The sequence below is a fragment of the Janthinobacterium sp. GW823-FHT06H09 genome, assembly GCF_058794735.1.
This window is the reverse complement of record NZ_JBXAHC010000021.1, coordinates 41,234-67,722: the sequence shown is the minus strand read 5'-3', so window position 1 is coordinate 67,722 and position 26,489 is coordinate 41,234. Positions and strand designations below refer to the sequence as shown.

At 63.6% G+C, this 26,489-nt stretch carries 19 protein-coding genes; 13 read left to right on the top strand and 6 right to left on the bottom strand.

Annotation, left to right across the window (positions count from 1 at the left end; all coding sequences use genetic code 11):
* Positions 1-10: 10 nt before the first annotated feature.
* Both AC1Q6X_RS25720 and AC1Q6X_RS25715 read left to right on the top strand, forming a co-directional pair.
* Complete coding sequence (locus AC1Q6X_RS25720; protein ID WP_492498807.1) at positions 11-2,515, top strand: TonB-dependent receptor plug domain-containing protein; 2,505 nt, start codon at positions 11-13, stop codon at positions 2,513-2,515.
* 158 nt (positions 2,516-2,673) lie between these two features.
* On the top strand, positions 2,674-3,597 hold the full coding sequence (locus AC1Q6X_RS25715) for an SAM hydrolase/SAM-dependent halogenase family protein (RefSeq protein WP_230505842.1): 924 nt from the start codon (positions 2,674-2,676) through the stop codon (positions 3,595-3,597).
* A gap of 772 nt (positions 3,598-4,369) precedes the next feature.
* On the opposite strand, the gene AC1Q6X_RS25710 is transcribed toward AC1Q6X_RS25715, so the two are convergent.
* The 6 genes from AC1Q6X_RS25710 to AC1Q6X_RS25685 form a co-directional block, all read right to left on the bottom strand.
* Positions 4,370-7,429: an efflux RND transporter permease subunit gene (locus AC1Q6X_RS25710; protein WP_492498806.1), complete on the bottom strand. Its 3,060-nt coding sequence runs from the start codon at positions 7,427-7,429 to the stop codon at positions 4,370-4,372.
* Positions 7,430-7,438: 9 nt separating this feature from the next.
* Positions 7,439-8,614, bottom strand: a complete 1,176-nt coding sequence (locus AC1Q6X_RS25705) for an efflux RND transporter periplasmic adaptor subunit (protein WP_121668815.1) — start codon at positions 8,612-8,614, stop codon at positions 7,439-7,441.
* A 73-nt stretch (positions 8,615-8,687) separates the two neighbouring features.
* A complete protein-coding gene (locus AC1Q6X_RS25700; RefSeq protein WP_492498805.1) occupies positions 8,688-10,166 on the bottom strand; it encodes an efflux transporter outer membrane subunit in 1,479 nt (492 codons plus the stop codon).
* 182 nt (positions 10,167-10,348) lie between these two features.
* The gene (locus AC1Q6X_RS25695) at positions 10,349-13,570 is read right to left on the bottom strand and encodes an efflux RND transporter permease subunit (RefSeq protein WP_070224700.1); all 3,222 of its coding nucleotides are present in this window, start codon (positions 13,568-13,570) and stop codon (positions 10,349-10,351) included.
* Positions 13,571-13,573: 3 nt separating this feature from the next.
* Positions 13,574-14,746: an efflux RND transporter periplasmic adaptor subunit gene (locus AC1Q6X_RS25690; RefSeq protein ID WP_409026908.1), complete on the bottom strand. Its 1,173-nt coding sequence runs from the start codon at positions 14,744-14,746 to the stop codon at positions 13,574-13,576.
* A 238-nt stretch (positions 14,747-14,984) separates the two neighbouring features.
* Complete coding sequence (locus AC1Q6X_RS25685) at positions 14,985-15,410, bottom strand: divergent PAP2 family protein (protein WP_070224702.1); 426 nt, start codon at positions 15,408-15,410, stop codon at positions 14,985-14,987.
* Positions 15,411-15,656: 246 nt separating this feature from the next.
* Here AC1Q6X_RS25685 and AC1Q6X_RS25680 point away from each other — a divergent pair, with 246 nt between their 5' ends.
* From AC1Q6X_RS25680 to AC1Q6X_RS25630, 11 genes are all read left to right on the top strand, one after another.
* Positions 15,657-16,739 carry a DUF475 domain-containing protein gene (locus AC1Q6X_RS25680; protein ID WP_492498804.1) on the top strand — a complete coding sequence of 361 codons (1,083 nt, stop codon included), beginning with the start codon at positions 15,657-15,659 and terminating at the stop codon, positions 16,737-16,739.
* Positions 16,740-16,838: 99 nt separating this feature from the next.
* Complete coding sequence (locus AC1Q6X_RS25675) at positions 16,839-17,414, top strand: TerD family protein (protein ID WP_492498803.1); 576 nt, start codon at positions 16,839-16,841, stop codon at positions 17,412-17,414.
* A gap of 131 nt (positions 17,415-17,545) precedes the next feature.
* Positions 17,546-18,262 carry a TIGR00266 family protein gene (locus AC1Q6X_RS25670; protein ID WP_035826041.1) on the top strand — a complete coding sequence of 239 codons (717 nt, stop codon included), beginning with the start codon at positions 17,546-17,548 and terminating at the stop codon, positions 18,260-18,262.
* Between the two features lie 212 nt (positions 18,263-18,474).
* On the top strand, positions 18,475-19,512 hold the full coding sequence (locus AC1Q6X_RS25665) for an ATP-grasp domain-containing protein (RefSeq protein WP_230505839.1): 1,038 nt from the start codon (positions 18,475-18,477) through the stop codon (positions 19,510-19,512).
* Positions 19,509-20,666, top strand: a complete 1,158-nt coding sequence (locus tag AC1Q6X_RS25660) for a phosphoribosyltransferase domain-containing protein (RefSeq protein ID WP_230505838.1) — start codon at positions 19,509-19,511, stop codon at positions 20,664-20,666. The genes AC1Q6X_RS25665 and AC1Q6X_RS25660 overlap by 4 nt, the downstream gene beginning before the upstream one ends.
* Complete coding sequence (locus AC1Q6X_RS25655; RefSeq protein WP_230505837.1) at positions 20,644-21,396, top strand: HAD family hydrolase; 753 nt, start codon at positions 20,644-20,646, stop codon at positions 21,394-21,396. The genes AC1Q6X_RS25660 and AC1Q6X_RS25655 overlap by 23 nt, the downstream gene beginning before the upstream one ends.
* The gene (locus tag AC1Q6X_RS25650; protein WP_492498802.1) at positions 21,393-22,499 is read left to right on the top strand and encodes a cysteine protease StiP family protein; all 1,107 of its coding nucleotides are present in this window, start codon (positions 21,393-21,395) and stop codon (positions 22,497-22,499) included. The genes AC1Q6X_RS25655 and AC1Q6X_RS25650 overlap by 4 nt, the downstream gene beginning before the upstream one ends.
* Complete coding sequence (locus tag AC1Q6X_RS25645; protein ID WP_492498801.1) at positions 22,492-23,478, top strand: HpcH/HpaI aldolase/citrate lyase family protein; 987 nt, start codon at positions 22,492-22,494, stop codon at positions 23,476-23,478. The genes AC1Q6X_RS25650 and AC1Q6X_RS25645 overlap by 8 nt, the downstream gene beginning before the upstream one ends.
* Positions 23,475-24,713, top strand: coding sequence for a TerD family protein (locus tag AC1Q6X_RS25640; protein WP_492498800.1), 1,239 nt, complete (start codon positions 23,475-23,477; stop codon positions 24,711-24,713). The genes AC1Q6X_RS25645 and AC1Q6X_RS25640 overlap by 4 nt, the downstream gene beginning before the upstream one ends.
* A 126-nt stretch (positions 24,714-24,839) precedes the next feature.
* Positions 24,840-25,214: a DUF8785 domain-containing protein gene (locus AC1Q6X_RS25635; RefSeq protein WP_096234439.1), complete on the top strand. Its 375-nt coding sequence runs from the start codon at positions 24,840-24,842 to the stop codon at positions 25,212-25,214.
* Positions 25,215-25,487: 273 nt separating this feature from the next.
* Positions 25,488-26,441 carry a hypothetical protein gene (locus tag AC1Q6X_RS25630; RefSeq protein ID WP_492498799.1) on the top strand — a complete coding sequence of 318 codons (954 nt, stop codon included), beginning with the start codon at positions 25,488-25,490 and terminating at the stop codon, positions 26,439-26,441.
* Positions 26,442-26,489: the final 48 nt, after the last annotated feature.

Genomic DNA, 26,489 nt, shown 5'->3' with positions numbered 1-26,489 from the left:
GGACACCGCCTTGCATCCGCGCCATTCATACGCCTCTCCATCCATTACCGCCACGCCGCTGCGTACCATCGTACTGGCCTGTGCCATGCTGGGCGCCGTGCCCGCGTGGGCCCAGACTGACGACACCGCCACCGGCGCCGCCACGCCAGCGAGCGCCAGCATCGACCAGGTCACCGTCGTCGGTTCGCGCGCGCGCAACCGCACCGTGTTCGACAGCAGCGTGCCCATCGACCGCTTCGGCGCGCGCGAAGTGAGCAATGCGCTGGCCTCGGGCGACGTGGGCGCGGCCCTGCAAAACCTGTCGCCGTCGATCAACTTCCCACGCATCGAATCGAGCGGCGCGTCGGACTCCGTGCGCGGCATCCAGTTGCGGGGCCTGGCGCCCGACCAGGTGCTGGTGCTGATCAACGGCAAGCGCCGCCACACGAGCGCCGTGCTGGACACGGAAAGCAGCTTTGCCGGCACCGTGCCGGTCGACATCAACGCCATTCCACCGAACGCCATCGACCACATCGAAATCCTGCGCGACGGCGCCGGCGCCCAGTACGGCAGCGACGCCGTGGCGGGCGTCATCAACATCGTGCTGAAAAAGGCGCGCACGGGCGGCGCCGCCTCCGTCAGCTACGGCGCCAACCACACGCATTTCGCCCCCACCGATCAAACCCTGACAGATGGCCAGACCGTCATCGTCAACGCCGACTACGGCGTGCCGCTGGGCGAGGCGGGATTCTTCCGCTTCGGCGCGGAAACGCGGCGCCGCTCGCCCACGGAACGGGCCGGCCCCAGCGACGCGGGCTGGACGTCCTACAACTTCACGCCGGCCGACCAGGCGCTCGACGGCAAGGTGGTGTTCAAGTCGGGCGACTCGCGCCAGCGCAACAACTATCTGTTCTACAACACCCAGCTCACCCTGGCCAACGGCCTCGACCTGTACTCGTTTGCCACCCTCAACGAACGCACATCGGACGGCAGCGCCTACTTCCGCTATCCGGGCGACCCGTCGAACGTACCGGCCCTGTATCCGCACGGCTACCGCCCCGTCACCAACGGCGACAAGCGCGACCTCAGCATCGTTGCCGGCGTGCGCGGCAGCGCGGGCGCGTGGAACTGGGACGCCAGCGCGCGCCACGGCAGCGACCGCTTTGACTACGGCGTAAGCCACTCCGTCAATGCTTCGCTGGGCGCGGCCAGCCCCACGCGTTTCAATCTGGCCGGTTTCGACTTCCGCCAGAATGCCCTGAATATCGATGCCACGCGCAGCATCGACATCGGCTTGCCCGCTCCGCTCAGCGTGGCCGTGGGCACCGAGTGGATGCGCGAAACCTACACCAGCTCGGCCGGCGATGCTGCCTCGTATGCGGCCGGCAGCTTCACCGATGCGCCACCGGGCGCGCAGGCGGGACCGGGCCTGCGTCCATCGGACGCCTACGACGGCAGCCGGCAAATCCGCTCCGTGTATGCGGATGTGGAAAGCGACCTCACGCCGCGCCTGCTGGTGGGCGCCGCCGCCCGCTATTCCGACTACAGCGACTTCGGCAGCGCCAGCACGGGCAAGTTGTCCACGCGCTATAAAGTCACGGACAATTTTCTTGTGCGCGGCTCGCTGTCGAACAGCTTCCGCGCACCGGCCCTTGTGCAAACGGGTTTCCGCTTCGCCACCTTGAACTTCAACGCCGATGGCACGGCCCTGCAAACGGCGGCCCTGCTGCCTGCCAGCGACCCGCTGGCGCGCAACTTCGGCGCACAACAGCTGAAACCGGAAAAATCGACCAACGTCTCGCTGGGCCTGGCCTGGAAACCGGCGGCCGCCACCAGCGTGACGGTGGATGCCTACGTGATCCGCATCCGCGACCGCATCACGCGTTCGAGCGACTTGCAAAGCGACGCCGTCACGGCCTACCTGGCCGCGAATGGCCGCGGCAATATCCAGTCCGTGGCCTACCTGGCCAATTTGCTCGACACGCGTACCAAAGGACTGGACGTGGTGCTGAACCACGATCTGGCCTTCACGTCAGGCAAGCTGAACCTGAACGCGGCGCTGAATCTGAACAAGACCAGTCTCGACAAGGTGCGCCAAAGTTCCGCTGCATTGAGCAGCATCGATCCGAGTCTGACCCTGCTGACGGAGACGAGTTTGTTCCGTATCAAACATGCGTCGCCCACCAGCAAAGTGATCCTCGGTGCCGACTGGCAGGCGGCAGGCTGGGGCGTACAGGCGCGCGTCACGCGCTTTGGCGAACTGAAAGATTTTTCCTACGACAGCGATGCGCCCCTGATCGACGGCATTCCCGCGCAGCGCTTCGGCGCCGTGTGGTCGCTGGACCTGGAAGGGCAATTGAAACTGAGCAAGCAACTGACGGTGAGCGTGGGCGGCAACAACATCCTCGACCGCTATCCGCAGCGCGTGCGGGAAACGAACAACGCCACGTATGGCGGCGCCCTGCCCTACAATTTCATCAACCCCATCGGCGTGAACGGCGCGTACTTCTACGCCAAGCTGAGCTACACATTTTAAACGCCAACAAAACCTACTGCGCGTCGTGATTTGCGGCCTGCGATGCTCACCGTACTACAGTACGGTTGCGCTTCTTAGCCACAACTCACTGCTGCTCGCTACGGTTTTGTTATGCGTTTCCAAGCACTGTTATTTGTACTAAAAGCAAAGGATAAAACATGATTATCAAACGAATCTCCCATCTCGTCGCCGGTGCCTGCCTGAGCGCCCTCCTGTTATCCAGTGCCCAGGCTGCCGCGCCGCTGGTGCTGATGACGGACTTCGGCACGGCCGACGGCGCCGTGTCCGCCATGCATGGCGTCGCCTATGGCGTCGATCCCCAGCTCACCATTTCGGACCTGACGCACCAGATTCCCGACTACGACATCTGGCTGGGCGCCTACCGTTTGTACCAGACGGCCAATTACTGGCCGCAAGGCACGGTGTTTGTTTCCGTCATCGACCCGGGCGTGGGCACGGCGCGCAAGTCGGTGGTGCTGAAAACCAAGGGTGGCCGCTACTTCGTGGGGCCGGACAACGGCCTGTTCACCCTGATCGCCGAGCGCGACGGCGTGGCCGAACTGCGTGAAATCGATGAAAAGGTCAACCGCTTGGCGGGCTCCGCCGAGTCCTACACTTTCCATGGCCGCGACGTGTACGCGTACGTGGGCGCGCGTCTGGCCTCGGGCGCCATCACCTACGAACAGGTGGGCCCGTCATTGCCCAGCGCATCCGTGGTCAAGATCGCGTATCAAAAACCTGTGCGCGACGGCAATACCATCCGCGGTATCGTGCCCGTGCTCGATGTGAAATATGGCAATGTCTGGACGAATATCCCGAAATCGCTGCTCGACGAATTGCAGGTGAAGCTGCACGATCCGCTGCAAGTACGCATCCTGCACAAGGGCAAGCAAGTGGCCAAGGTAATCGCGCCGTTCGAGCACACGTTTGGCGGCGTCGCCAAAGGCAAGCCGCTGGTTTACCTGAACAGCCTGCTCGACGTGGCCGTGGCCATCAGCCAGGGCGACTTCGCCGCCAAACACCACGTCGCGTCAGGCGTGGATTGGGAAGTGGAAGTGAGCAAGGCCCCTGCCGTCAAATAAAGCCCTCGCCCGCGGCCGGGACGTCCTGTCCTGGCCCTTTCTTTCTCGTTCACGTGGCGCGTTTGCGCCATATCAAAACGGATCGCCGATCCTGCTGCCGATAGCCGTTGATTTGTAAATCCGGTGAACCTGTGCGCACCTGCCCACTCTAATTTTTTGCAAGCGATGCCAGCCTTGCTACGACGGCCTGCCCGCACCGTGGCAGGCAGTTGGCAAGGTATGACTACCCACGACAGCTTTCCAATGAGAAAGGAACAATCATGACGGCCCCACTCCCTAGCACCAGCAAGCTTGTCCTCGGCACCGCCATCGTCTGCGCGCTGCTGGGCGGCTGCAACAAGCATAACGAAACCACGACCGCCCCGGCCACGCCAGCTACGCCCGCCACCACGCCCGGCACAGGCGGCAGCGGCACCTCGGGCACCAGCGGCACCACCACGCCGGACACAACCACGCCCGCCACCCCATCCGTTGCACCGGGCACGACCACCAATCCCGACGGCACGACCACGCCGCCGACCACTCCGCCCAACACGACGCCGGGTACCGGCACCGGTACAGGGACCGGAACCGGCACTGGGACCGGAACTGGCACAGGGGGCGGGACGGGCACAGGGACCGGCACCACCCCACCACGCGGCAGCTAAATACCGCCTGCGCTCCGCCCCGACGGCCGGCCGGGCTGCAAGCCCGTAGCAGAATACGCAACAAAGAGCCTTCCGATGAAGGCTCTTTTTATTGCAGAGCGCAACAATCTCGCAGCCACCGCGCCTCAGTGGGCCGGAACCGCCTTGCCAGCCCCCCGTGCGCTCAGCGCCTGGTGGTCCGCCGCCAGGAACAGATACATGGCGGGCACCACGAACAGGGTAAACAAGGTGCCAATGGACAGGCCCGTGAAAATCACCAGCCCCATCGCGTGGCGCCCGGCCGCGCCAGCGCCCGAGGCGATCACCAGGGGCAGCACGCCAAACACCATGGCGGCCGTCGTCATCAGGATGGGGCGCAGGCGCACGGCGGCCGCCTCCTCGACGGCCTCGCGCTTGCTCTTGCCTGTCTTTTGCAGCTGATTGGCCACTTCCACGATCAGGATGCCATGCTTGCTGATCAGGCCCATCAGGGTCACCAGGCCCACCTCCGTGTAGATATTGATCGACGCAAAGCCGAGGAAGATGAACATGGTGGCGCCAAACAGGGCCAGCGGCACGGAAACGAGGATCACGACGGGGTCGCGGAAACTCTCGAACTGCGCCGCCAGCGCCAGGAAGACGATCACCACGGCAAACAGCATGGTGACGACAAAACCGCCCGATTCCTGCACGAACTGGCGCGACTGCCCCGCATAATCAGCCGTGTAGCCGCTGGGCGCCACCTGGGCCAGCGTGTCGCGCATGAAGCCCAGCACCTCGCCCTGCGAGGCGCCGGACACGCCGGCAAGCGTCACGGAATTGAGTTGCTGGAAGCGGTTGATCGACTCGGGAACGACGTCGTACTGGATATGCGCGACGGTACTGGCCGGTATCATCGTGCCGCTGGGCGTCTTGATGTGGAAATCCAGCACGGCCGACGGGTTCAGGCGGTCCACCTGCAGCACCTGCGGGATCACTTTATACGAACGCCCGGCGATGGAAAAGTAATTGACGTAGTTGCCGCCCAGAGCAGCGCCCAGTGCCTGCCCCACATCCTGCTGCGTCATGCCGAGCGCGGCGACACTGTCGCGGTCGATCACGACGGTCGCTTGCGGCTTGTCGATTTTCAAGTCCGTATCGATAAAATAGAACTTGCCCGATGAACGCGCCTTCTCCAGCACCTGCTGCGCGATGGCATCGAGATTTTCAAACGGCTCCGTGGTGGCGATGACGAACTGCACGGGCAAGCCCGAGGAACCGGGCAAGGCGGGAAACTGGAAGGCGGCCACGCGGGCGCCGGCAATCCGGTTCCAGCCCGCCTGCAAGTCTTGCTGCACTTCCTTGGCGCTGCGCGTGCGCTCGTTCCATGGCGTCATCAGCATGCCGCCAAAACCCGAGTTGACCGTCGGCACGCCCGTGATCTGGAACATCTGGCTGTATTCGGGCATGGCCTTGGCCACCTGGTAGATTTGCTCCGCATACACTTGCATCTGGTCCGACGTGGCCGTCGGGTCACCCACCACCTGCGACAGCACGACGCCCTGGTCTTCCTCGGGAGCCAGCTCGGACTGCGACATCTTGAACATCAGCCCCAGCACCACCATCAATAGCGCCGCCATGACGATGAGCACCACCCAGGTGTCGAGCAGCGCATGCAGCAGGCGCTGGTACGTGTCGTGCACCTTGCCGAAGACGCGGTCGATGGCTTGCACGAAGCGGCCGCTATCCTGTTCCGGACGGAAAAAGCGCGAACACATCATGGGCGACAGGGTCAGGGCCACGATGCCCGACACGGCCACGGCACCAGCCAGGGTGAAGGCGAATTCCGTAAACAGCGCACCCGTCAGTCCCCCCTGGAAACCGATGGGCACGTACACGGCGATGAGCACCACCGTCATGGCCAGAATCGGGCTGCCCAGTTCGCGCGCCGCCAGCAGGCTCGCTTCCAGCGGCGGCTGGCCCTGCTTCATGTGGCGGTCCACGTTTTCCACCACGATGATGGCGTCGTCGACCACCAGGCCGATGGCCAGCACGATGGCCAGCAAGGTCAGCAAGTTAATGGAATAGCCGAGCGCCAGCATGGCCGTAAACGTGCCGATCAGCGACAGCGGCATGGCGATCACGGGCACGATCACGGCCCGCAGGCTGCCCAGGAACAGATAGATGACGATGGTGACGATCAGCAGCGCCTCGACCAGGGTCTTGATGACCTCCCTGATGGAGGTATTGATGAAGAACGTCGAGTCGTACACGATCTCCCCCGTCAGCCCGGCCGGCAGCTGGGACTGGATATCGGGAAAGCTGGCGCGCACGCGCTTGGCCACGTCGAGGATATTGGCTTCCGGCGCCACCTTGATGCCGATGAAGACGGAACGCACGCCGCTGAAGGCCACGTTGAAATCATAGTTTTCCGAACCCAGCACGACGGTGGCCAGGTCTTCCAGCCGCACGATGGAGTCGCCGCTGCGCTTGACGACGAGCTTCCTGAATTCCTCGACCGAATGCAGGTCCGTGCCCGCCGTCAGGGGAACGGTCACCATCTGCCCCTTGCTGGACCCGAGCGCGGCCAGATAATTGTTATTGCCCAGGGCAGTGCTGACCTCGGCCGCCGTCACGCCGAACGCGGCCATCTTGTCCGCATCGAGCCAGGCGCGCAGCGCGAACAGGCGTGCGCCCAGCAGTTCCGCCGTCTGCACGCCGCTGATGGAATCGAGCTTGGGCTTGACCACGCGGCTCAGGTAATCCGTCACATTATTCGTCGGCAAGGTCTTGCTGTAAAAGCCCAGGTACATCGCGTCCGTCGTCTGCCCCATCTGCACCGTCAGCACGGGCGTCTGCGCCTGGGCGGGCAGCTGGTTCTTCACGGAACTGACCTGGGTGTTGATCTCCGTCAAAGCCCGGTTCGCGTCGTAATTGAGGCGCAGGGTGGCCGTGATGGTCGACACGCCGCTGCTGCTCGACGAGGACAGGTAATCGATGCCCTGCGCCTGGGCGATGGCCGATTCCAGCGGCTGCGTAATGAAACCGGCCACCGTCTGCGCGTCGGCGCCGTAATAGGTGGTCGAGATCGTCACGACGGCGTTCTGCGTCTTCGGATACTGGTTGATGGGCAAGCTGAACAGGGAGCGCAAGCCCAGCACCACCAGCAGCAGGCTCACCACCATCGCCAGCACGGGCCGGCGGATAAAGAGATCGGTGAAGTTCATGGCGGCGCCTCAGTGTTCTTGCGGCGTGGGCTGCGGATTGTTGCGCGGCTCGACGACGTTGCTGATCACCACGGGACTACCGTTCTTGAGCTTGATCTGCCCGCTGGTGACGACTTGCTGCCCCTCGGTGAGCCCCGTCAGCACGGCTACCTGGTCGCCGCGCGTTTCGCCCGTCGTGACGAACACTTGCCGCACCACCAGCTCGCCCGCCTTCGGCGGTGGGGCGGCGGGGGCGGCGCTGCCCGGCGCAGCGGCCTTGGGCGCCTGCTGCGCCGGCTGCACGACGAAGACGGTGGAACCATACGGGTTGTAGGTGATCGCCGTCTGCGGCAAAGTCAGGTACTGTTTCTTTTCTCCCACCTCCACCTTGACGTTGGCAAACATGCCCGGCAACAACTGCCGCTGGGGATTGGCCACCGTGGCCTCCACCTGCACATTGCGCGTGGCCGGGTCGACCTTGGAACTGATGGCGCTGACCTTGCCCGCAAACGCCGTGTTCGCATGCGCATCGCTGGACAGGTTCAGCACCTGTCCCACCTGCAGCCCGCCCAGCTGCTTTTGCGGAATATAAAAATCCACATAGATGGGATCGATGGTTTGCAAGGTGACGATCTTGTCGCCGGGATTCAAATACTGGCCCGGGTTGACCGTGGTGATGCCGAGCTTGCCCGCGAACGGCGCGCGGATGGTTTTCTTGTCCACCAGCGCCGCCTGCTGGGCCGCCAGCGCCTTGCGGCTTTTCAGGTCGGCCACGTCGTTGTCGACCTGCGCCTGGCTGATCGCCTGCACGGCAAATTGCTGGCGGTCGCGCGCCAGCACGGATGCGGCCAGTTCGGCCGCCGCCTCCAAGGCGCGCAGCTGCGCCAGGTCGGCGTCCGCATTCAGCTGCAGCAGCACTTGCCCCGCCTTCACTTCCTGGCCGGACTTGAAATGGATGGACCTGACGAGACCGGCGATTTCGCTCGTCACGTCGACGCCGCGCACGGCCACCAGGGTGCCCACGGACGCCAGGTGCGGCTGCCACTCGACCTTGCGGATGACGGTCGCCGACACCGTTTCCGGCGCGGGCTTGGGCGAACTGGCCATGAGCTGGCGGATGTGCAGGAAAAATCCCAGCGCCAGCAGGGCAATCAACAGCACCACCGCCCCCAGCATGATGAGCATGCGTTTCGTGCGTTTCGTCATGGATACGCTCCTTGTTGTTGCTTGCGGCTGCCATTGCGCGTGTCGTGTTGCAAGACCTTGCCTTGCCAGCCCGTCAGTCTGCCGCCATGGAAACGGCGTGCAGCGCAGGACGGTTCCACCAGCCGCCGCCCAGCGCCTGGAACAGCGCGGCACTATCGGCATAGCGGGCCGCCTGCGCCTGCACCAGCCCCACCCTGGCCTGCTGGTAGGTGCGCTGGGCGTCCAGCAGGCTCAGGTAGCTGATGGCGCCCAGCTTGAATTGCTGCGTACTCAGCGCCAGCGATTCGCTGGCCAGCGCCTCCACCTCGGCTTGCTGCTGCAAGGCGGCGGCATCGGCCTCGAGGGCGCGCAAGCTGTCCGCCACATTCTGGAAGGCGGCCAGCACGGTGGCGCGGTAATCGGCCGCCGCGCCCTCGTAGGCGGCGATGGCGGCACGCCGCTGGGCGCGCAATGCGCCCCCATTGAAAATAGGCTGTGCCAGCCCGGCCGCCACGCCCCACACGGCAGAACCGGCGTGCAGCAGCGCGGGAACGCTGGTGGCCAGCACGCCGGCATTGCCCGTCAGGGTGAACTGGGGATACATGGCTGCCGTGGCGACGCCGATCTGCGCGCTGGCTTGCTGCAGCAGCGCTTCGCTGGCGCGGATGTCGGGACGCTGACGCACCAGGGCCGACGGCAGGGAGACGGGCAAGTCCTGCGGCAGGCGCAGCGACGCCAGATCGAATTCAGGCATGCCGGGCTCGCTGGGCAAGCGGCCCGCATACACGGACAGCTGGTGGCGCGTCAGGGCCAGCGCCTTTTCCAGCGGCGGCACGCTGGCCCGCGTCTGCGCCACCGTGTTGCGCTGGACCAGCACCGTAGCGCGGCCGATGGCGCCGAAGCGCAATTGCTGCTCGATCAGGTCCAGCTGCTTTTGCTGCGCGTCGAGTATTTCGCCGGTGGCCTGCAGCTGGGCGCGCAACGACGCTTCGCGGATGGCCGCCGTCACCAGGTTGGCCGTCAGGGCCAGGTACACGGCTTCAAGCTGATACTGCCGATAGTCGACCAGCGCTTGCAAGCCCTCCAGCTGGCGCTTGTTGCCGCCAAATACATCCAGCGCATACGACACATTCACCGAGGCATTGTACAAATTGAGGACGCCGCCCGCCCCTTCCAGGCTGCTGTTTTTTTCGCGGCTGACGCCCAGCCGGGCGCCCACTTCGGGATACAGCAGGCGGCCGGACAGGGTGCGGTAGTTTTCATCGGCCTGGCGCAGTGCCGCCTGGGCCGACGCCAGGCCCGGACTGCGCGCGAGGGCGCCGCGCACCAGCTGGTCCAGCGCCGGCGACTGGAACAGCGACCACCATTGCGCGGGAATATCCTGGCCCGGCACGAAGCGCTGCGCCTGGCCGGCGGGACCAGGGGCGGCCACGGTGTGCGCCGGCAACGGTGCCGGCGTGTAGCGGTCGCCGCCGGGGGCGGCGGGAGGCCGGAAGTCCGGCCCGACGGCGCAAGCGGCCAGCAGGCATGCCATGAGGATGCCGAGTATGGGCTGCCGGATGCTGAAGAACATGGTGCTGGTCCGTTACGTTGCCGTGCCACATTGCCGTTGAAAAATATCGCAAAAGTATCGCGATACCAGGCTGGCGATCCTGCCCACCCGTCCTACGATTGTAGAGCACCAGACGTAAAAAGAGCCTTCCGAAGAAGGCTCTTTGACCTGGCACAAGGATTGCGCAGCCGAGGCTGCCTGACTTACTTTTGCAGGCTGACCGACGCCGCTTTCGGCGCGCGGCGTCCCATCAGGAACAGCACGGCCTTCTTCAGCATGCGGTAGACGAAGCGCACCATCAGCAGGGTCAGCACGCATTCGATCAGGGTCAATATCATGGCCACGACCACGGGCATGCGCGCGGCGCGGCGGTGGAACTTGGCCACGGCGCCATCGCGGGCGATTTCGATGCTGTCATAGAAGGTCGGCACGACCAGCAGGGTCAGAATCGTCGAAGTGATGGTGCCGCCGATGATGGCGATCGCCAATGGACGGTAGAACTCGCCACCCTCGCCCAGGCCCAGCGCCACGGGGAACATACCGGCGATCAGCGCGAACGTCGTCATCAGGATGGGGCGCAGACGCATGCGGCCCGCATACATCAGCGCATCTTCGCGGCCATGGCCCTCTTCCTCGCGCTTGCGCGCCGCGTCGAGCAGCAGGATGGCGTTCTTGGCGACCAGGCCCATCAGCATGATGATGCCGATAAAGCTCATCAGGTTGAGGGTGTTGTTCGTGATCACCAGCGCCACCACCACGCCGATCAGACTGAGCGGCAAGGACATCATCACGGCCACCGGCGCCGTGAAGGAACCGAACTGCATCACCAGGATCAAATACATCAGGCCGATACCCATCACCAGCGCGATCAGCATTTCCGTGAACAGCTCCTGCTGGTCCTGGCCAGCGCCGCCCAGCGCCAGGCCGTAGCCGGGCGGGAAGTCGATGGAGTTGGCCAGCTTCATGGCGTCGCTCGTCACTTCGCCATTCGAACGGCCCTGCGCATTGGCCGACACGGTGATCGTGCGCTTGCCATTCTTGTGCTCGATGCCGGACGGGCCCTTGCCCATGGTAATGGTGGCGATCTGGTCCAGCGGCACCATTTGCGAGGTGCCCGTCACGCTGATCGGCAGGCGCTCGATGTTTTCCGATGCCACGCGGTCGTCGGGATGCAGGCGCACGGCCACGTCGCGCGTTTCGCCCGTCGGATCGACCCAGTCGCCCACTTCCACGCCGGCAAAGGCCACGCGCAACGATTGCGCCGCATCGTTGACGGAAATGCCCATCGAGTTGGCCAGACCGCGGTTGAGCTCGATCTGCAGCTCGTTCTTCGGGTCCTGCTCCGACAAGCCCACGTCAACGGCGCCGGGAATGGCGCGCAGCTTGTCCATGTAGGCGTTGGTAATTTCCATGAGTTTACGCGAATCCGGGCCCGTGAATTCCACCTGGATCGGCTTTTGCGAACCGTTGCTCAAGTCATCCTGCACCACGTATTCGGCGCCCACCAGGCGCGACATCTTCTCGCGCAGCTCGACGGCGATTTCCTTGGCCGAACGCTTGCGCGTGTTGCGCTTGCCGATGTCGACATACACGCGGCCGCCGCCCGCATTGATGGAGCTGTTGGTATCCTTGGTTTCAGGCAAGGTGCGCGCCAGCACGGCCGCCGCTTCCAGTTTCAGACGCGAATACTCGATGCTGCTCGACGATGGCGTGCGCACATTGATCATCAGATTGCCCGAATCGGATGCCGGCAAGAAACTCGTGCCGCCATGCGTGATGTGCAGGGCGATGGCGCCCGCCAGGCTGATGACGGCGATGAAGGCCATCCAGCGGCGGTGGTGCAGGGCCCAGGCGATCACGCGGCCATAGCGGTCGGCCTGATGGTCGAACCAGTGGTTGAATTTATCGAGCACGCGGCCGATGCCCTTTTTCGGCGCCGAGTGCTCTTCCACCGGGTCGCCCCAGTAGGCCGACAGCATCGGGTCGAGCGTAAACGAAATGCCCAGGCTGACGAGCACCGAGCACGTCACCGTCAGGGCGAACGGACGGAACCATTCGCCCGAGATCCCCGGCATGAAGGCCACGGGAATGAAGACGGCGATGATCGAGAAGGTCGTGGCGGCCACGGCCATGCCGATCTCGGCCGTACCTTCCAGCGCGGCCGTGCGGCGGTCCTTGCCCATCTGCATGTGGCGCACGATGTTTTCACGCACGACGATGGCGTCATCGATCAGCACGCCGATGGCCAGCGACAGGCCCAGCAGGGTCATGAAGTTCAGGGTAAAGCCGCACAGCCACACGGCGATGAAGGCGGCAATCACGGACGTGGGCAGGCTCAGCGCCGTGATCAGGGTCGAACGCCACGAGTTCAGGAAGGCGTAGACGACGAAAATCGTCAGCACGGCGCCCAGGACCAGCGATTCGATCACATTGTTCAAGCTATGCTGGGCGTTTTCGCCGCCATCGCGCGTCACTTGCAACAAGGTGCCTTTCGGCAAAGTCTTGTTGATGTCCGCCACCATGTCGCGGATCTTGTTGGCCACGCTGACGGTGGACGCGTCGCGCACGCGGGTAATCGAAATGCCCACGTTGGGCTTGCCGCTGCGCATGCTCAGGCTGTTGACTTCGGCAAAGCCGTCCTCGATGGTGGCCACTTGGGCCAGGCGCACGATTTCCTCGCCGCGGCGCTTGATCACCACTTTCTCGAAGTCGCTTGGCGACTCGATGCGGCCCACGAGGCGGATGCTTTTCTCGTCCAGGGTGCCGCGCACCTTGCCGACGGGGGCATTCGTGTTCTGGTTGCGCAGGGCGGTGACGACGTCGCTGACGGACACATTGTATTCACGCAGTTTCTCCGCCCGCAGCAGCACGGACAGTTCGCGCTTGAGCGAGCCGCCCACGTTGACCAGCGCCACGCCATCGACAGTGCGGAAGCGGTCCGACAGCACGTCTTCGGCCAGGCGCGAAATTTCCGCATGGCTTTGCGAGTTCGACGACAGCGCCAGCTGCATGATCGGCTCGGCAGCCGGGTCGATGCGCTGCAGGATGGGCTCGCGCATTTCCGTCGGCAACTTGTAGCGCACGGCGGCAATCGCATTGCGGATATTGTCGGACGCCTCGATCAAATTCGTATTGAAGGAGAACTTCAGGAAGATGCTGGCCGCACCCTCATTCGAGTCGCTGTTGACCTCGGTCACGCCGGAAATGCTTTGCAGCGACTTTTCCAGGCGGTTCACCACTTCGCGCTCGACCGTGTCGGGCGATGCGCCAGGGTAAGGAATGCTGACGACGATGAACGGCACTTCGACGTCCGGATTCTGGTTGACGCGCAGTTTCTTGAGCGCCAGCAAGCCGACGCACATCATCGCCAGGATCAGGACGATGGTGGCGGTGGGCCGCTTGATACTGAAATCGGAAAGGAACATGGCTTAGTTTCCTTTACCGGCAACGGCGGCGCTGCTGCTGGCCATGGCGGCTGCCGGTACGGCCTTGGCTGCCGTCAATTCCACTTTCTGCCCATCCTTGAAGGTCGAACCGGGCGTGCGCAGCACGGTGTCGCCGCTGGCCAGGCCGCTTTGCACTTCCCACTGGCCCGTGCGCACGTCGCGCGCGCCGATGCGCAAGTTAGTTTTATGCAAGGCCTTGTCCTTGACTTTCCACGTGTACGTGACGTCGCCCGCCTTCACCAGGGCCGAATCGGGGATCATCAGCGCGCTGACGGTTTCCGTCTCTATACGGCCTTCCGCGTACAGGCCGGCCACGCGCGGCTGTTGCTTGTCATTGAAATCGACGAGCACGGCCACCTGGCGCGTGACGGCGTTGGCGGCAGGATCGACGCGGCGCACCTTGCCCGCGAAATCCTGGCCGGGATAGCCATTGATGCGGAACAGCACAGGCTGGCCCACCTTGACGACGCCGATCTTGTCGGCCGACACCAGGCCCTCCAGGCGCATGCTGGTCGGATCGATGACCTTGATCAATTCCTTGCCGATTTGCGCCGTATCGCCATTCGATACCTTGCGCTCGCTCACGATGCCGTCGAACGGCGCGCGCACGAGGGTGCGCTGCAGCTGCTGGCGCGCCTGGGCGGCGCGGCTCTTCGCGGCGGACAAATCGCTTTGCGCATTGTTGCGGCGGATTTCCGCGTCTTCCAGCGCCTGCGTCGACGTCATGCCCGAGGCGCGCAGGGTTTTCATGCGCTGGAACATGCGTTCGGACTGCTCCAGCACCTGGCTCGAGGCGCGGCTGGCTTCCTCGGCCGAATTGAGGCTGTCGCGGATGGCCGTTTCGTCCAGGCGCACCAGCACGTCGCCCCGTTTGACGATTTCGCCGTTTTCCTTCATCACCTGGATCACCACGGCCGACACTTCGGCGCGCAAGTCCGCGTTGCGCTCGGGCTGCACGGAGCCGGTGATGACGGGGCCCGATGCCAGCGCATTGCTCTGGATGGTCAGCAAGTCTTCCGGGGACACCAGCAGATTGACGCTAGCGCCCGCCTGTTCCTTGCCATCCTTGCCGCCCTTGCCGGGATCTTTGGACTCTTTGCCACAGGCGGCCAAGGCAGAAGCAATTGCCAGAACAAACAGGGTTTTGCGCAACATGGGTAATTCTCCGGATAGATAGCGCCGCGACCGTCCCGGCGGCCCGGATAGGACTGCAGGCGATGGCAGGCATATATTTTTATTAAAACCACAAGCGCCAAAGTATCCATGAGCGCATCCGGCCATGTCAATCGGCCGTTTCCTGTAATGCTTTAATCAGTGGATGAAACGTAGTTTTTGCGCCCTGAAACGCAAAACCCCGCCTTGAAGCGGGGTTTTGACTAGAGGAAACGAGTGCTTAGCGGGCAAACACGTAATTGATCAGGAAACCGATGGCCACGCCCGTGCACAGGCCGCCGGCGATTTCCACCAGGGTATGGCCCATGCGCTCGCGCAAGGTCTTGTGCGCGGGGCTGGCCGCTTCCCCCGCCAGGCGGTTGATGGCGGCCGCCTGCTTGCCCACGTGCTGGCGCAGGCTGTTGGCGTCGATGATGACGATGAAGGCCAGGGTCACGGCCACGCCGAAGGCGGGATGGCCTATGCCTTCGCGCAAGGCGATCAGGGTGGCCATGCTGGACACGACGGCGCTATGGTTGCTGGGAAAGCCGCCATTGCCGACCAGGCCGAACGCCCATTGCCGCGTGCGGACACTGTTGATCAGGAATTTGATCGGTCCGACCAGGATCCAGGTGATCAGGGGCGTGACGAGGTAAGCGATATCCACGGGGTATTCCTTCTTCTATATATGTCGAGAGTGTGCAAGAGACTGCGGCAGCCGGATGGGCGCGCCGCAATTATCGCAGATCGTCCGCGCCAGCAGAACTGTCTGTCGCCGGTCTATAAAACGCCGCCCCGGGCGGCAACTAATATAAAATCATGGCATATACAACAATTGACGTATATCAACACTGAGCGCGGCGCGCACAGCGGCGCGGATAATCAAACGTCTTTCACTTGCAACGGGGTACTCATGCGGCATTTCAGAATTTCCTTTTTAGTCACTTTTATCCTGATGGCGGTGTCGGGCTGGTGGGGTTACAGCCATGGCGGCATGCCCGGCCTGATCAATGCGCTGTGGATCACGGGCGTGCTGGGCGTCATGGAAGTGTCGCTGTCGTTCGACAATGCCGTGGTGAATGCATCCGTCTTGCGCCACTGGAATGAATTCTGGCAAAAACTGTTCCTCACGGTCGGTATCCTCGTGGCCGTTTTCGGCATGCGGCTGCTGTTCCCGCTCGTCATCGTTTCCGTCGCCACGGGCCTGGGCCTGGTCGACGTGTGGACCATGGCCACCACGACGCCGGACGTGTATGCCAAGCACCTGACGGATAACCATGCGCAAGTGGCGGCCTTCGGCGGCGCCTTCCTGCTGCTGGTGTTCCTGAACTTCCTGTTCGACGACGAGAAGGAATTGCACTGGCTGGGCTGGGCAGAGGAAAAAGTCAACGCGCTGGGCACGGAAAGCCTGGCCGTCCTGATCACCATGGGCGCCGTGGCCGCCTGCGTGGCGATGGGCCCCGCGGAAGCAAAATACAGCGTGCTCGCGTCGGGCATCGTCGGCATCGCCGTCTACATCGGCGTGAACTGGATCAGCGGCTTGCTGGAAGAAGGCGAGCCGGACTTGCAGGATGATGATGAAGAAGGCGCCGCGCCCGCCAAAAGCGGCAATGGCGACCTGGTAAAAACGGTGGCGCGCGGCAGCATCGGCGGCTTCCTGTACCTGGAAGTGCTGGACGCCTCGTTCAGCTTTGACGGCGTGATCGGCGCGTTCGCCATCACCAACGACGTCGTCATCATCATGCTGGGCCTGGCCATCGGTGCCATGTTCGTGCGCTCGATGACAGTGTACCTGGTGCACAAGGGCACCCTGGACGAATTCGTCTACCTCGAGCACGGCGCCCACTATGCGATCGGCATCCTGGCCTTGATCATGCTGGCGTCCGTCAAGTACCATATTCCGGAGTGGTTCACGGGCCTGTCGGGCGTGGCCTTCATCCTGGTCTCGCTGTGGTCGTCCTTGCGTTACCGCAAACGGCACGCGGCACAAGCTTGAAATCGGGGGTTCCGCCCCCAATTGAGAGAGTGATGGCACGAGCGCCTTGCGCTCATCCCATGAAGGCATGATCAAGTTTAATTATTTAAGGAGCACCACATGGCAATCAGTTTGCAAAAAGGCGGCAACGTCAACCTGAGCAAGGAAGCACCGAACCTGAAGAAGATCATCGTCGGCCTCGGCTGGGATCCTCGTTCGACGGACGGCGCCACCTTCGACCTTGACGGCAGTGCTTTCCTCCTGAAAAACGACGGTAAAGTCCGTGGCGACTCTGACTTTATCTTCTACAACAACCTGAAGTCGACCGACGGTTCCGTCGTGCACACGGGCGACAACACGACCGGCGAAGGCGAAGGCGACGATGAGCGCATCGAAATCGACCTGACCCGCGTACCAAACGACATCGACCGCATCAGCATCACCGTCACCATCCACGACGCCGACGCGCGCCGCCAGAACTTCGGCATGGTCTCGAAAGCCTTCATCCGCTGCCTGAACGCGGAAGGCGAAAAAGAAATCGCCCGCTACGACCTGTCCGAAGACAGCTCGACGGAAACGGCGATGATCTTTGGCGAAATCTACCGCTACAACGGCGAATGGAAGTTCAAGGCCATCGGCCAGGGCTTCAACGGCGGCCTCGGTCCCCTCGCCCGCTCGTTCGGCGTCAACGCTTAAATTTACGCTCATTAAACCTGCTGCGCCGCGCATGGAACGTGCGCGCGACGGTTTTCCGGGGTGAATTGCACTTTTGTCATATCATTACTGCCGCCTGCACAGATCAGGCGGCTTTTTTTTGGAGATTTATCATGCCAGTATTTAGTGTCACGGGCGACGTCGATCCCTTCCTCCACGTCAGCATGAAGCAGGGCGAAACCATCTATTGCGAATCGGATGCGATGGTGATGATGGAAACGGCGCTCGATTTGAAGGGCAAGATGACGGGCGGCCTGGGCAGCGCCATCATGCGCCGCTTCGCCAACGGCGAATCATTCTTCCAGCAGCACATCGAAGCGGTGCGCGGCAGCGGCGACTGCCTGCTCTCGCCCACCCTGCCGGGCGCCATCGAAGTGGTCGACGTGGGCGCGCGCCAGTACCTGCTCAACGACGGCGCCTTTGTCGCCGCCACCTCGGGCACGGAAATGAAAGTGCGCACGCAAAGCATCGGCAACGCACTGTTCGCGCAGTCGGGCGGCTTCTTCGTCATGGAGACGGCCGGCACGGGACAAGTGGTGGTGTCGGGCTTCGGCTCCATGTTCCAGCTCGACGTCGAGCCGGGCAAGGACGTCGTGATCGACAATTCCCACGTCGTGTGCTGGGACAACAGCCTGAAATACGAAATTTCCGTGACCACGGGCGGCGGTGCCAGCGGCGGCGGCATCGGCGGCTTCCTCGGCAATATCGTCAACAGCGTGACCAGCGGTGAAGGCATCGTGCTGCGCTTTTCCGGCTCGGGCAAGGTGTTCATCTGCTCGCGCAACCGCGACGCCTTCCTCAAGTGGACGGCCAGCGGCAAGGCCGGCTGATTCCCAAACGCCCGCCAAAACCGTCGCGAGCGGATGGGGACGTGGCCGAGAAGCGCAACTGTGCGGAGGCACAGTGAGCATCGCAGGCCGCGTCCACGACGCGCAGCAGGTTTGGGCTGGCGTTTTTCTAAGGCCATGTTAAGTTTTTCTGGCTACACTGCCCGCGCGCGCACCTGCGCGCGGCTTCTCCTATTTCCACCCGGTCCCCGTACATGCAAAGAGTCTGGTTCAACAAAACATTTTCCTCGGTCGGCACGGCCATGCGCCTGATCCGCGAAGCCGATAGCGCCGCGACCAGTGGCGCGCCCCGCTATCACATCGTATGCAGCAATACGAACGCCCATGCGGCCGCCTTTTTGTCGGCGCACGAATACGCGGTCGAACCGTCGGGCCTGACGGGACACAACTATGTCGAGTGGTGCCTGGAATTTTGCCGCGACCGGGGCATCACGATTTTCTGGCCCGGCAAGGAAGCGGGCCTGATCGGCAGCGCCAGCGCGCGCTTCGCCGCCATCGGCACGCGCGTGCTCAGCGTGGCCAGCGAAGACACCCTGACCCTGATGCATGACAAGGCGCGCTTCTGCGAGGGCCTCGACCTGCCCATGGCGCGCCCGGCCGACTACCGCGCCGTCACCACCATTGAAGAATACGACGCCGCCTACGCCGAGCTGCGCCCGCTGCACCGCAAGCTGTGCATCAAGCCGTCCGAATCCGTGTATGCCCTGGGCTTTGCCATACTCGATGAAGAACGCACCAGCGCCCAGCTGCTGCTGGCCGGCGCCGCCTACCAGATCAATGCGCAGGAGCTGCGCGCCGGCCTGGCGCAGATGGGTACATTTAAAACCCTGCTGCTGATGGAATACCTCGACGGCCACGAATACAGCGCCGACTGCGTCGCCGACCAGGGCAAGCTCATTTGCGCCGTGCCGCGCAAGAAGCTGCATGGAGGCGGCAGCGGCCAGCTGATCGAACTGCGCGACGACCTGCTGGCGGCCTGCGACAAACTGGCGCGCGACTACCGGCTCAATGGCGTGTTCAACATCCAGTTCCGCGAAGGGGCGAACGGCCTGGCGCTGCTGGAAATCAACCCGCGCATGTCGGGCGGCATCGGCATGGCCTGCGCGGCCGGCCCCAACCTGCCCTACCTGGCGCTGGCCGGCTTCGACCAGGGTTTCGACAAGCTCACCGCGCCCGCCATCCGCGATGGCATGCGCGTGGGCGAAGCCGCCTATGCCGTGGAGCTGCCATGAACCTCGTCAAGCAGCAAATGCCCACGGGCGAGCTGACCCTGAAAGTGGACGAGGCGCGCTTTCCGCTGGACTGGCTGATCGGCTTTGCCGCGCGCGCCAACGCCAAGCGGGGCTTTTTGTTCCTCTCGAAGGTGCTGGGCAAGCACTGGCCCGTCACGCCGCGCGCCATGCAAGCCATCCACGACGACCTGGCCGCGCAGATTCCCCCCAGCCTGCCCGGCCCCGTCGTCTTCATCGCCATGGCGGAAACGGCCGTCGGCCTGGGCCAGGGCGTGTTCGAGGCCTGGCTGCGCGCCAACCCGAATGGAAAAGCGCTGTTTTTGCACAGTTCGCGCTACCGCGTGGGCACGGTGCCCTTCTTCGAATTCGAGGAATCGCACAGCCACGCGCCGCGCCAGTTTTTGCATTTGTCGGACGCGGCCAGCGCCCTGTTTTCCACGGCCCGCAGCCTGGTGCTGATCGACGATGAAGCGTCGACCGGCAACACCTTCGCCAACCTGGTGCAAGTGTGCCGCGCGCGCTATCCGCAACTGGAAAAGCTGCACCTGGGCGTGATCACCAACTTCATGGGCCAGGCCGCCAACGCGGGCTTGAGTGAGCGTTTTGGCCTGCCCACGACCATCGGCGCGGCGCTGTCCGGCCACTACGCCTTCCAGGCCGGCGCCGCGCCCGCTCCCGTGGCGGCCAGCGCGCAGCGCTTCGAGGCGAACGAAGAACGGGGTGCCAGCCCCGCGTTCGGGCGCATCGGCGTGGGACGCGCCTTGAATCCGCCGCAAGGCCTGGCCGTGCAGCTGGCGCAGGAAATCGGCGCCGGCGATTCCGTGCTGGTGCTGGGCACGGGCGAATTCATGCACCCGTCGTTTTTGCTGGCGCGCGAACTCGAAGCGCTGGGCAAGAACGTCGTGGTGCAGTCGACCACGCGCTCGCCCATTTTGTCGTGGGGCTCCGTCGGCCATATCGTCCACTGCGACGACAATTACGGCGAAGGCATCGCCAATTACCTGTACAACGTGGCGCCTGGCCAGTACCAGCACGTGTTCATCTGCCATGAAACCCCGGCCAGCCCCGCCCTCATGCAACTCGCCGGCCAATTGAACGGCCGCCTGTTCCACTTTCAGTCAGAGACCAAAATTGAAGAAATTCCTGTTTGTTGATCTGGACGACACACTGTTCCAGACCCCGAAAAAATGCCCTGGCGAGACCGATTTGCAAGCGGCCGCCTATCTGAAAAATGGCGACGCCTGCTCGTTTACGACGGCGCGCCAGCGCGCCTTCTTTGAATTCGCGCAGGGCGGCATGACATTGATCCCCGCTACGGCGAGAAATGGCGATGCATTCCGCCGCGTCGACCTGCCGTTTACCAGCTACAGCGTGCTCGATTACGGCGGCATCGTGCTGCAGCCGGGCGGCGCGCTCGATGCGGGCTGGCTGTCCCTGATGCAGGACGACATGCAGACGGCCTTGCCAGGCCTGCGGGACGCCATGCGCATCATCGACGATTTCCAGGCCAGGACGGGCATGCCTTCGCGCGCGCGCCTGATCGAGGACTACAACACGCCGTTCTACATCGTCGTCAAGGACCATGAAGCGCGCGGCGAACGCCTGGCCGACATCGAAGAGCAGGTGCTGCAGCAGTGGATCGCCGGCGAAGGCGCCGACTACTTCATCCACCGCAACGGCAACAACCTGGCCGTGCTGCCGAAAACCTTGAACAAGGCGCGCGCCGTGGCCTACCTGCGCGCGGAACTGGAAGCCGAACACGGCCCCATCGTCAGCTTCGGCATGGGCGACAGCCGTTCGGACGCCCGCTTCATGGCCGCCTGCGACTACGCCATCATCCCCAACGGCACCCAGCTGGCGGCACTCACGGTGGCGGCGCTATGAGCGACAGCACGCAGCATTTCAGCGGCAGCTACCGCCAGGAAGACGTGGAGTTTCTGTTGACGCCGATGGCGCTCGAACCCATCCTCGACCTGGCCGAAAAAGAGCGCTTGATCCAGTCGGGCCAGCGCCACTACAGCGAGATGCTGTCGCCGGAGTCCCTGCCCTCGCCCGCCTACCTGGCCCTGTTCCAGAGCGCATTTGCCGCCAACCGCCTGCAGATGGCGCGCGACTGCCTGCGCCTGGCCGCCCTGATCGCGGCGCGCCGCACTGGCCCCATCACGCTCGTGTCGCTGGCGCGCGCCGGCACGCCCGTGGGCGTCATCCTCGGGCACTTGCTGCGCCAGGTCTTCCAGCGCAAGTGCAGCCATTATTCCGTCTCCATCATCCGCGACCGCGGCATCGACGCGAACGCCCTGCAGCACATCCTGGCGCAGGGCCATGCGGCCGACTCCATCGTCTTCGTCGACGGCTGGACGGGCAAGGGCGTGATTTCGCGCGAGCTGCGCCAGACGGTCCACGATTTCAACGCGGCCAATGGCACGGCCATCGACGGCGGCCTGTTCGTGTTGTCCGACCTGGCCGGCACGGCCGCCTGCGCCGCCTCGTCGGGCGACTACCTGATCCCGTCGAGCATCTTGAATGCCACCGTCTCGGGCCTGGTCAGCCGCTCCGTATTGAATGATGCCATCGGTCCGGACGACTTCCACGGCTGCGTGTATTACGCGCAGTTCGAACAGCACGACCAGTCGCGCGCTTTCGCCGACGGCCTGGTGGCCGACGCCATGGCGATTGCCGCCAGCAGCGGTATCCCGCTGGCCGAAGCGAGCGATGCGCCAGCCATGGCGGCCCGCTCGCAAGCCTACATGGCCGCCGCGCAGCAGCAATACGGCATCAGCGACATCAACCTGATCAAGCCAGGCATCGGCGAAGCGACGCGCGTGCTGCTGCGCCGCGTGCCCGAGCGCCTGATCGTGCGCGACACGAATGCGCCGGACGTGGCACATTTGCTGCTTCTGGCGCAGGAAAAAGCCATACCCGTCACAGTAGAACCGGCGCTGCCTTACCAGGCGGTCGCCCTTATCAGGAGCGCAGTCGATGGATAACAACTCCCTACACCCGCAAAGCGAGCATAAAGCGGCGCTGGGTGCCTCCATGTATGTGCCGACCACGCACAAGGACTTGCTGGCGATCGCCAATGGCGACAAATTCAGCCATTTGCGCTCGGTCATCCTTTGCACCGAAGACGCCATCGCCGAACGCGACCTCAGTTACGCATTGTTCAACCTGTCGCTGGCGCTGCAAAACATGGCCGACGAATCGGACACCTTGCGCTTCGTGCGCGTGCGCAATCTCGAGGTGCTGGCGCGCGTGCTGGCCATGCCGGGCGCCGACAAATTGAGCGGCTTCGTGCTGCCGAAATCCACGCGCCACAATTTCGCCATGTATTTCGACCTCGTGCGCCACACGCATCACCTCTTGATGCCGACCCTGGAAACGGCGGAAGTGTTCGACGACGAGGAAATGAAGCAGTTCCGCCTCCTCCTGTCGGCGCCGGAAGTGCGGCGCCGCATCCTGGCCCTGCGCATCGGCGGCAACGATTTATTGGCCCTGCTGGGCCTGCGCCGCCCCACCAGCGGCACCATCTATCAAACGCCGCTGGGCCAGGTCATCGGCCGCCTGGTGACGATCTTCAAGCCGCACGGCTTCCAGCTGACGGCGCCCGTCTTCGAGCACCTGTCGCAGGGCAGCTGGCTCGATGCCGAAGTGGCGCAGGACATGGCGCACGGCATGATCGCCAAGACGGCCATCCATCCGGACCAGGTGCCGCAGATCGAGCGCCACTACCAGGTGGCGCAGTCGGACATCGAACTGGCGCTGCGCATCATCGACCCGGACAGCCCGGCCGTGTTCCGCATGCAGGAATCGATGTGCGAAGTGGCCACGCACAGCAGCTGGGCCCTGCGCATCATCGAGCAGGCGCGCCTGTTCGGCATCCGCCATGCGGCCGACAACGCCGCCGCGCACGTGCCGACTATCTCATTGACTCAACTCTCAAGCGACGAAGGGATTGCACGACCATGACCAATTTCACACGCGGACAAAAAGGCAAACTGGCTGACCTGGGCTTGAACGGCCCGTTTGCCGTCACGCTCGATATCGTTTCGGGCTCGATGGAAGTGGACGTCAGCTGCTTCGGCGTCGATGCGGCCGGCAAGCTGTCGGACGACCGCTACATGGTGTTCTACAACCAGAAAAGCGCGCCGGACAACGCCGTCACGGTGGAATTGAACGGTCCCCGCTCCACCTTCCAGGTCGACCTTTCCCGCCTGCCCGCCTCGATCGACAAGCTGGTCTTCACGGCCGCGACGGAACAGGGCAGCATGCGCGCGCTGGGCAACTCCAGCATGGCGCTGGGCCAGGCCGCCACGTTCGCCTTCACGGGCAATGACTTCCAGGATGAGAAAGCCGTCATCATCGGCGAACTGTATCGCCGCGACGGCAGCTGGCGCTTCGGCGCCGTGGGCCAGGGTTTCGCGGGCGGCCTGGCGGCGCTGCTGAAGCACTTCGGCGGCAGCGAGGCAGCGCAATCCTCTCCGGCGCCGGCCCCCGTGCCTGCGCCAGCGGCACCGCCAGCGGCGAATAAAATCTCGCTGTCGAAGATCCGCCTGGAAAAGCGCGGCGACAAGATTTCGCTCGACAAGCGCGACAGCGGCGGCTATGGACGCATCCGCGTCAACCTGAACTGGAACCAGAACGCGTCGCAAGGCCAGGCGCCCGCCTCGAAACTGGACACGGGCTTCCTCGGCAAGCTGTTCAACAAGCCGGCCGGCCGTTCGGGCGGCATCGACCTCGACATCGGCTGCCTGTTCGAAATGAGCAATGGCGCCAAGAGCGCCGTGCAGGCGCTGGGCAACAGCTGGGGCGCGTATGACAGGCCACCGTACATCCACCTGGAAGGCGACGACCGCACGGGCAGCGTCAGCAGCGGCGAAAACATCTTCATCAACGGCACCCATTTCGACCAGATCAAGCGCGTGCTCGTGTACGCGTTCATCTACGAAGGCGTGCCGAACTGGGCCGCCACGGATGGCGTCGTGACGATCGAAATTCCCGGCCAGCCGACCGTGGAAGTACGCCTCGACACAGACAGCCCGCACGCCATGTGCGCCATCGCCATGCTGGAAAACCACGGCGGCAACCTGCAGGTGACAAAATTGGTGGAATACTTCGGCGGCCAAGGTAAAATCACGGCGCACCAGGCCATGGACGAGCGATACAATTTTGGCCTCAACTGGAAAGCCGGCCGCAAAGACTGAGGGAACGCTTAAAAAAGTCCATGGCGGCGTTGCATTGCCTTGCCGTACTAGTCGTACTGTCTTCGGCAATGCGCCTTGCCCTGAACATTTTTAAGCATCCCCATTTTTTACCTAGATAACCCTACCATGACCCCTACGACCAAAAAAGTCACCTTCGCCTTCGTCATCTTCCTCGTAGCCGGCTTCCTGCTGCTGGCCGCCTACACGTGGATGGCCCTCAGCTTCTCGTACTCGGAAGGCGAACGGGCGGGTTACCTGCAAAAGTTTTCCAAGCGGGGCTGGATTTGCAAGACCTGGGAGGGTGAATTGCTGCTGACGGCGCTGCCGGGCACCATCCCGGAAAAATTCCAGTTCAGCGTGCGCGACGAGGAAGTGGCGAAGCAACTGTCGGCCGCCGCCGGCAAGCGCATCCTCGTCACCTACAGCCAGCACAAGGGCGTGCCCACGCAATGCTTCGGCGAGACGGAATATTTTGCCGATAAAGTCGTCCTGAGTCAGTAATACAGACAGCAATACCACCGCAAGTCCAGCAACTTCAGCAGCATCGCGCCGGCCAGCCATACTCGCGCCGGCGCCCCCTTCCTCCGCTCCCGCCGCCGGCCCGCTCCAGCAAGCAATGCATGGCGCGCCTCACACATTCTCACTTTCTTATACACTCGCAATTAGTTCTGACTGGAACTGTTCATTGCTGTAGTAAAAACACACAATGCTTGCGCTAGCGCAACACGTTCAGCCAGCCCACCATTAGCGTGTATCACCACTATCGGAAATACCATGCGCATATGCCCCGCCGCCCTGGCCTTGCTGGCCGCCTCGCTCGCCCTGTCCGCCCAGGCACAGGATATCTCCGGCATGGCCGGCGCCCTGAAAGTCAACACGACCAACGAGCGTACCTTTGTCGCGGCCATCAGCTACACCCAGCCGGTGGGCGACTACAATGCCGTCAGCCTGTCGTACATCAATGAAGGCCACCCGCAAGACCATCACCGCGACGGCATGGCGGGCCAGGTCTGGCTGCGCACGAAAAAAGTGGAGCAGGGCCTGATGCTGGGCGCCGGCGCGGGCCGCTACTTTTTCTTCGACACGGCCAAGACCGACGACGGCCTGCACAACTTCGACAATGACCACGGCTGGGGCTCCATCGTCAGCCTGCAGGCGCGCTGGCAGTTCGACAACCGCTGGTATGCGCAAGCGCAGCTCAACCGCATCCGGCCCAGCGGCAAGGACAACACCACGCACCTGCTGATCGGCGCCGGCTACCGCTATGACGGCGTGCCGGGTGCCAAGCTGCACTTGCAGAACTGGGCGCACGACGACACCTTGACCTTATCGACCGGCCACACCATCGTCAACAGCTTGCGCTCGGAGTCCTCGCGCCCGTTCACCTTGGAATACCGGCGCGCGGCAGGAAAATACGTGGACTGGACGGTCACCGCCCTCGACGAAGGCAACACCGACCTGGCGCACCGCCGCGGCATCGCCGCCCAGCTGTGGCTGATCCGCTCACTGAATGAAAAGGTGGAATTCGGCATGGGCGGCGGGCCCTACGTGGCGTGGGACGACCGCGACACCCAGGGCCACAGCACGCGCCTGACGGGCTTGCTGTCGGCCGTGGCCCGCTACCACGTCGACCGCCGCTGGGTGACGCACGTGGCGTGGAACCGGGTCATCACCGATTATCACCGCGATGCGGATGTCATTTTGGTGGGGGTAGGACGCAAGTTCTGATGGAAAAACGTAAAAAATCCTGCTCTTCCGCTAAAGTAACGATACCGA

Excerpts from the sequence above, each read along its gene's own strand:
- AC1Q6X_RS25695 (WP_070224700.1), bottom strand. The coding sequence starts at position 13,570 with ATGTTCCTTTCCGATTTCAGTATCAAGCGGCCCACCGCCACCATCGTC.
- AC1Q6X_RS25705 (WP_121668815.1), bottom strand. The coding sequence starts at position 8,614 with ATGACGAAACGCACGAAACGCATGCTCATCATGCTGGGGGCGGTGGTG.
- AC1Q6X_RS25640 (WP_492498800.1), top strand. The coding sequence starts at position 23,475 with ATGACCAATTTCACACGCGGACAAAAAGGCAAACTGGCTGACCTGGGC.
- AC1Q6X_RS25635 (WP_096234439.1), top strand. The coding sequence starts at position 24,840 with ATGACCCCTACGACCAAAAAAGTCACCTTCGCCTTCGTCATCTTCCTC.
- AC1Q6X_RS25710 (WP_492498806.1), bottom strand. The coding sequence starts at position 7,429 with ATGAACTTCACCGATCTCTTTATCCGCCGGCCCGTGCTGGCGATGGTG.
- AC1Q6X_RS25715 (WP_230505842.1), top strand. The coding sequence starts at position 2,674 with ATGATTATCAAACGAATCTCCCATCTCGTCGCCGGTGCCTGCCTGAGC.
- AC1Q6X_RS25630 (WP_492498799.1), top strand. The coding sequence starts at position 25,488 with ATGCGCATATGCCCCGCCGCCCTGGCCTTGCTGGCCGCCTCGCTCGCC.
- AC1Q6X_RS25680 (WP_492498804.1), top strand. The coding sequence starts at position 15,657 with ATGCGGCATTTCAGAATTTCCTTTTTAGTCACTTTTATCCTGATGGCG.
- AC1Q6X_RS25650 (WP_492498802.1), top strand. The coding sequence starts at position 21,393 with ATGAGCGACAGCACGCAGCATTTCAGCGGCAGCTACCGCCAGGAAGAC.
- AC1Q6X_RS25660 (WP_230505838.1), top strand. The coding sequence starts at position 19,509 with ATGAACCTCGTCAAGCAGCAAATGCCCACGGGCGAGCTGACCCTGAAA.
- AC1Q6X_RS25645 (WP_492498801.1), top strand. The coding sequence starts at position 22,492 with ATGGATAACAACTCCCTACACCCGCAAAGCGAGCATAAAGCGGCGCTG.
- AC1Q6X_RS25690 (WP_409026908.1), bottom strand. The coding sequence starts at position 14,746 with ATGTTGCGCAAAACCCTGTTTGTTCTGGCAATTGCTTCTGCCTTGGCC.
- AC1Q6X_RS25665 (WP_230505839.1), top strand. The coding sequence starts at position 18,475 with ATGCAAAGAGTCTGGTTCAACAAAACATTTTCCTCGGTCGGCACGGCC.
- AC1Q6X_RS25700 (WP_492498805.1), bottom strand. The coding sequence starts at position 10,166 with ATGTTCTTCAGCATCCGGCAGCCCATACTCGGCATCCTCATGGCATGC.
- AC1Q6X_RS25675 (WP_492498803.1), top strand. The coding sequence starts at position 16,839 with ATGGCAATCAGTTTGCAAAAAGGCGGCAACGTCAACCTGAGCAAGGAA.
- AC1Q6X_RS25670 (WP_035826041.1), top strand. The coding sequence starts at position 17,546 with ATGCCAGTATTTAGTGTCACGGGCGACGTCGATCCCTTCCTCCACGTC.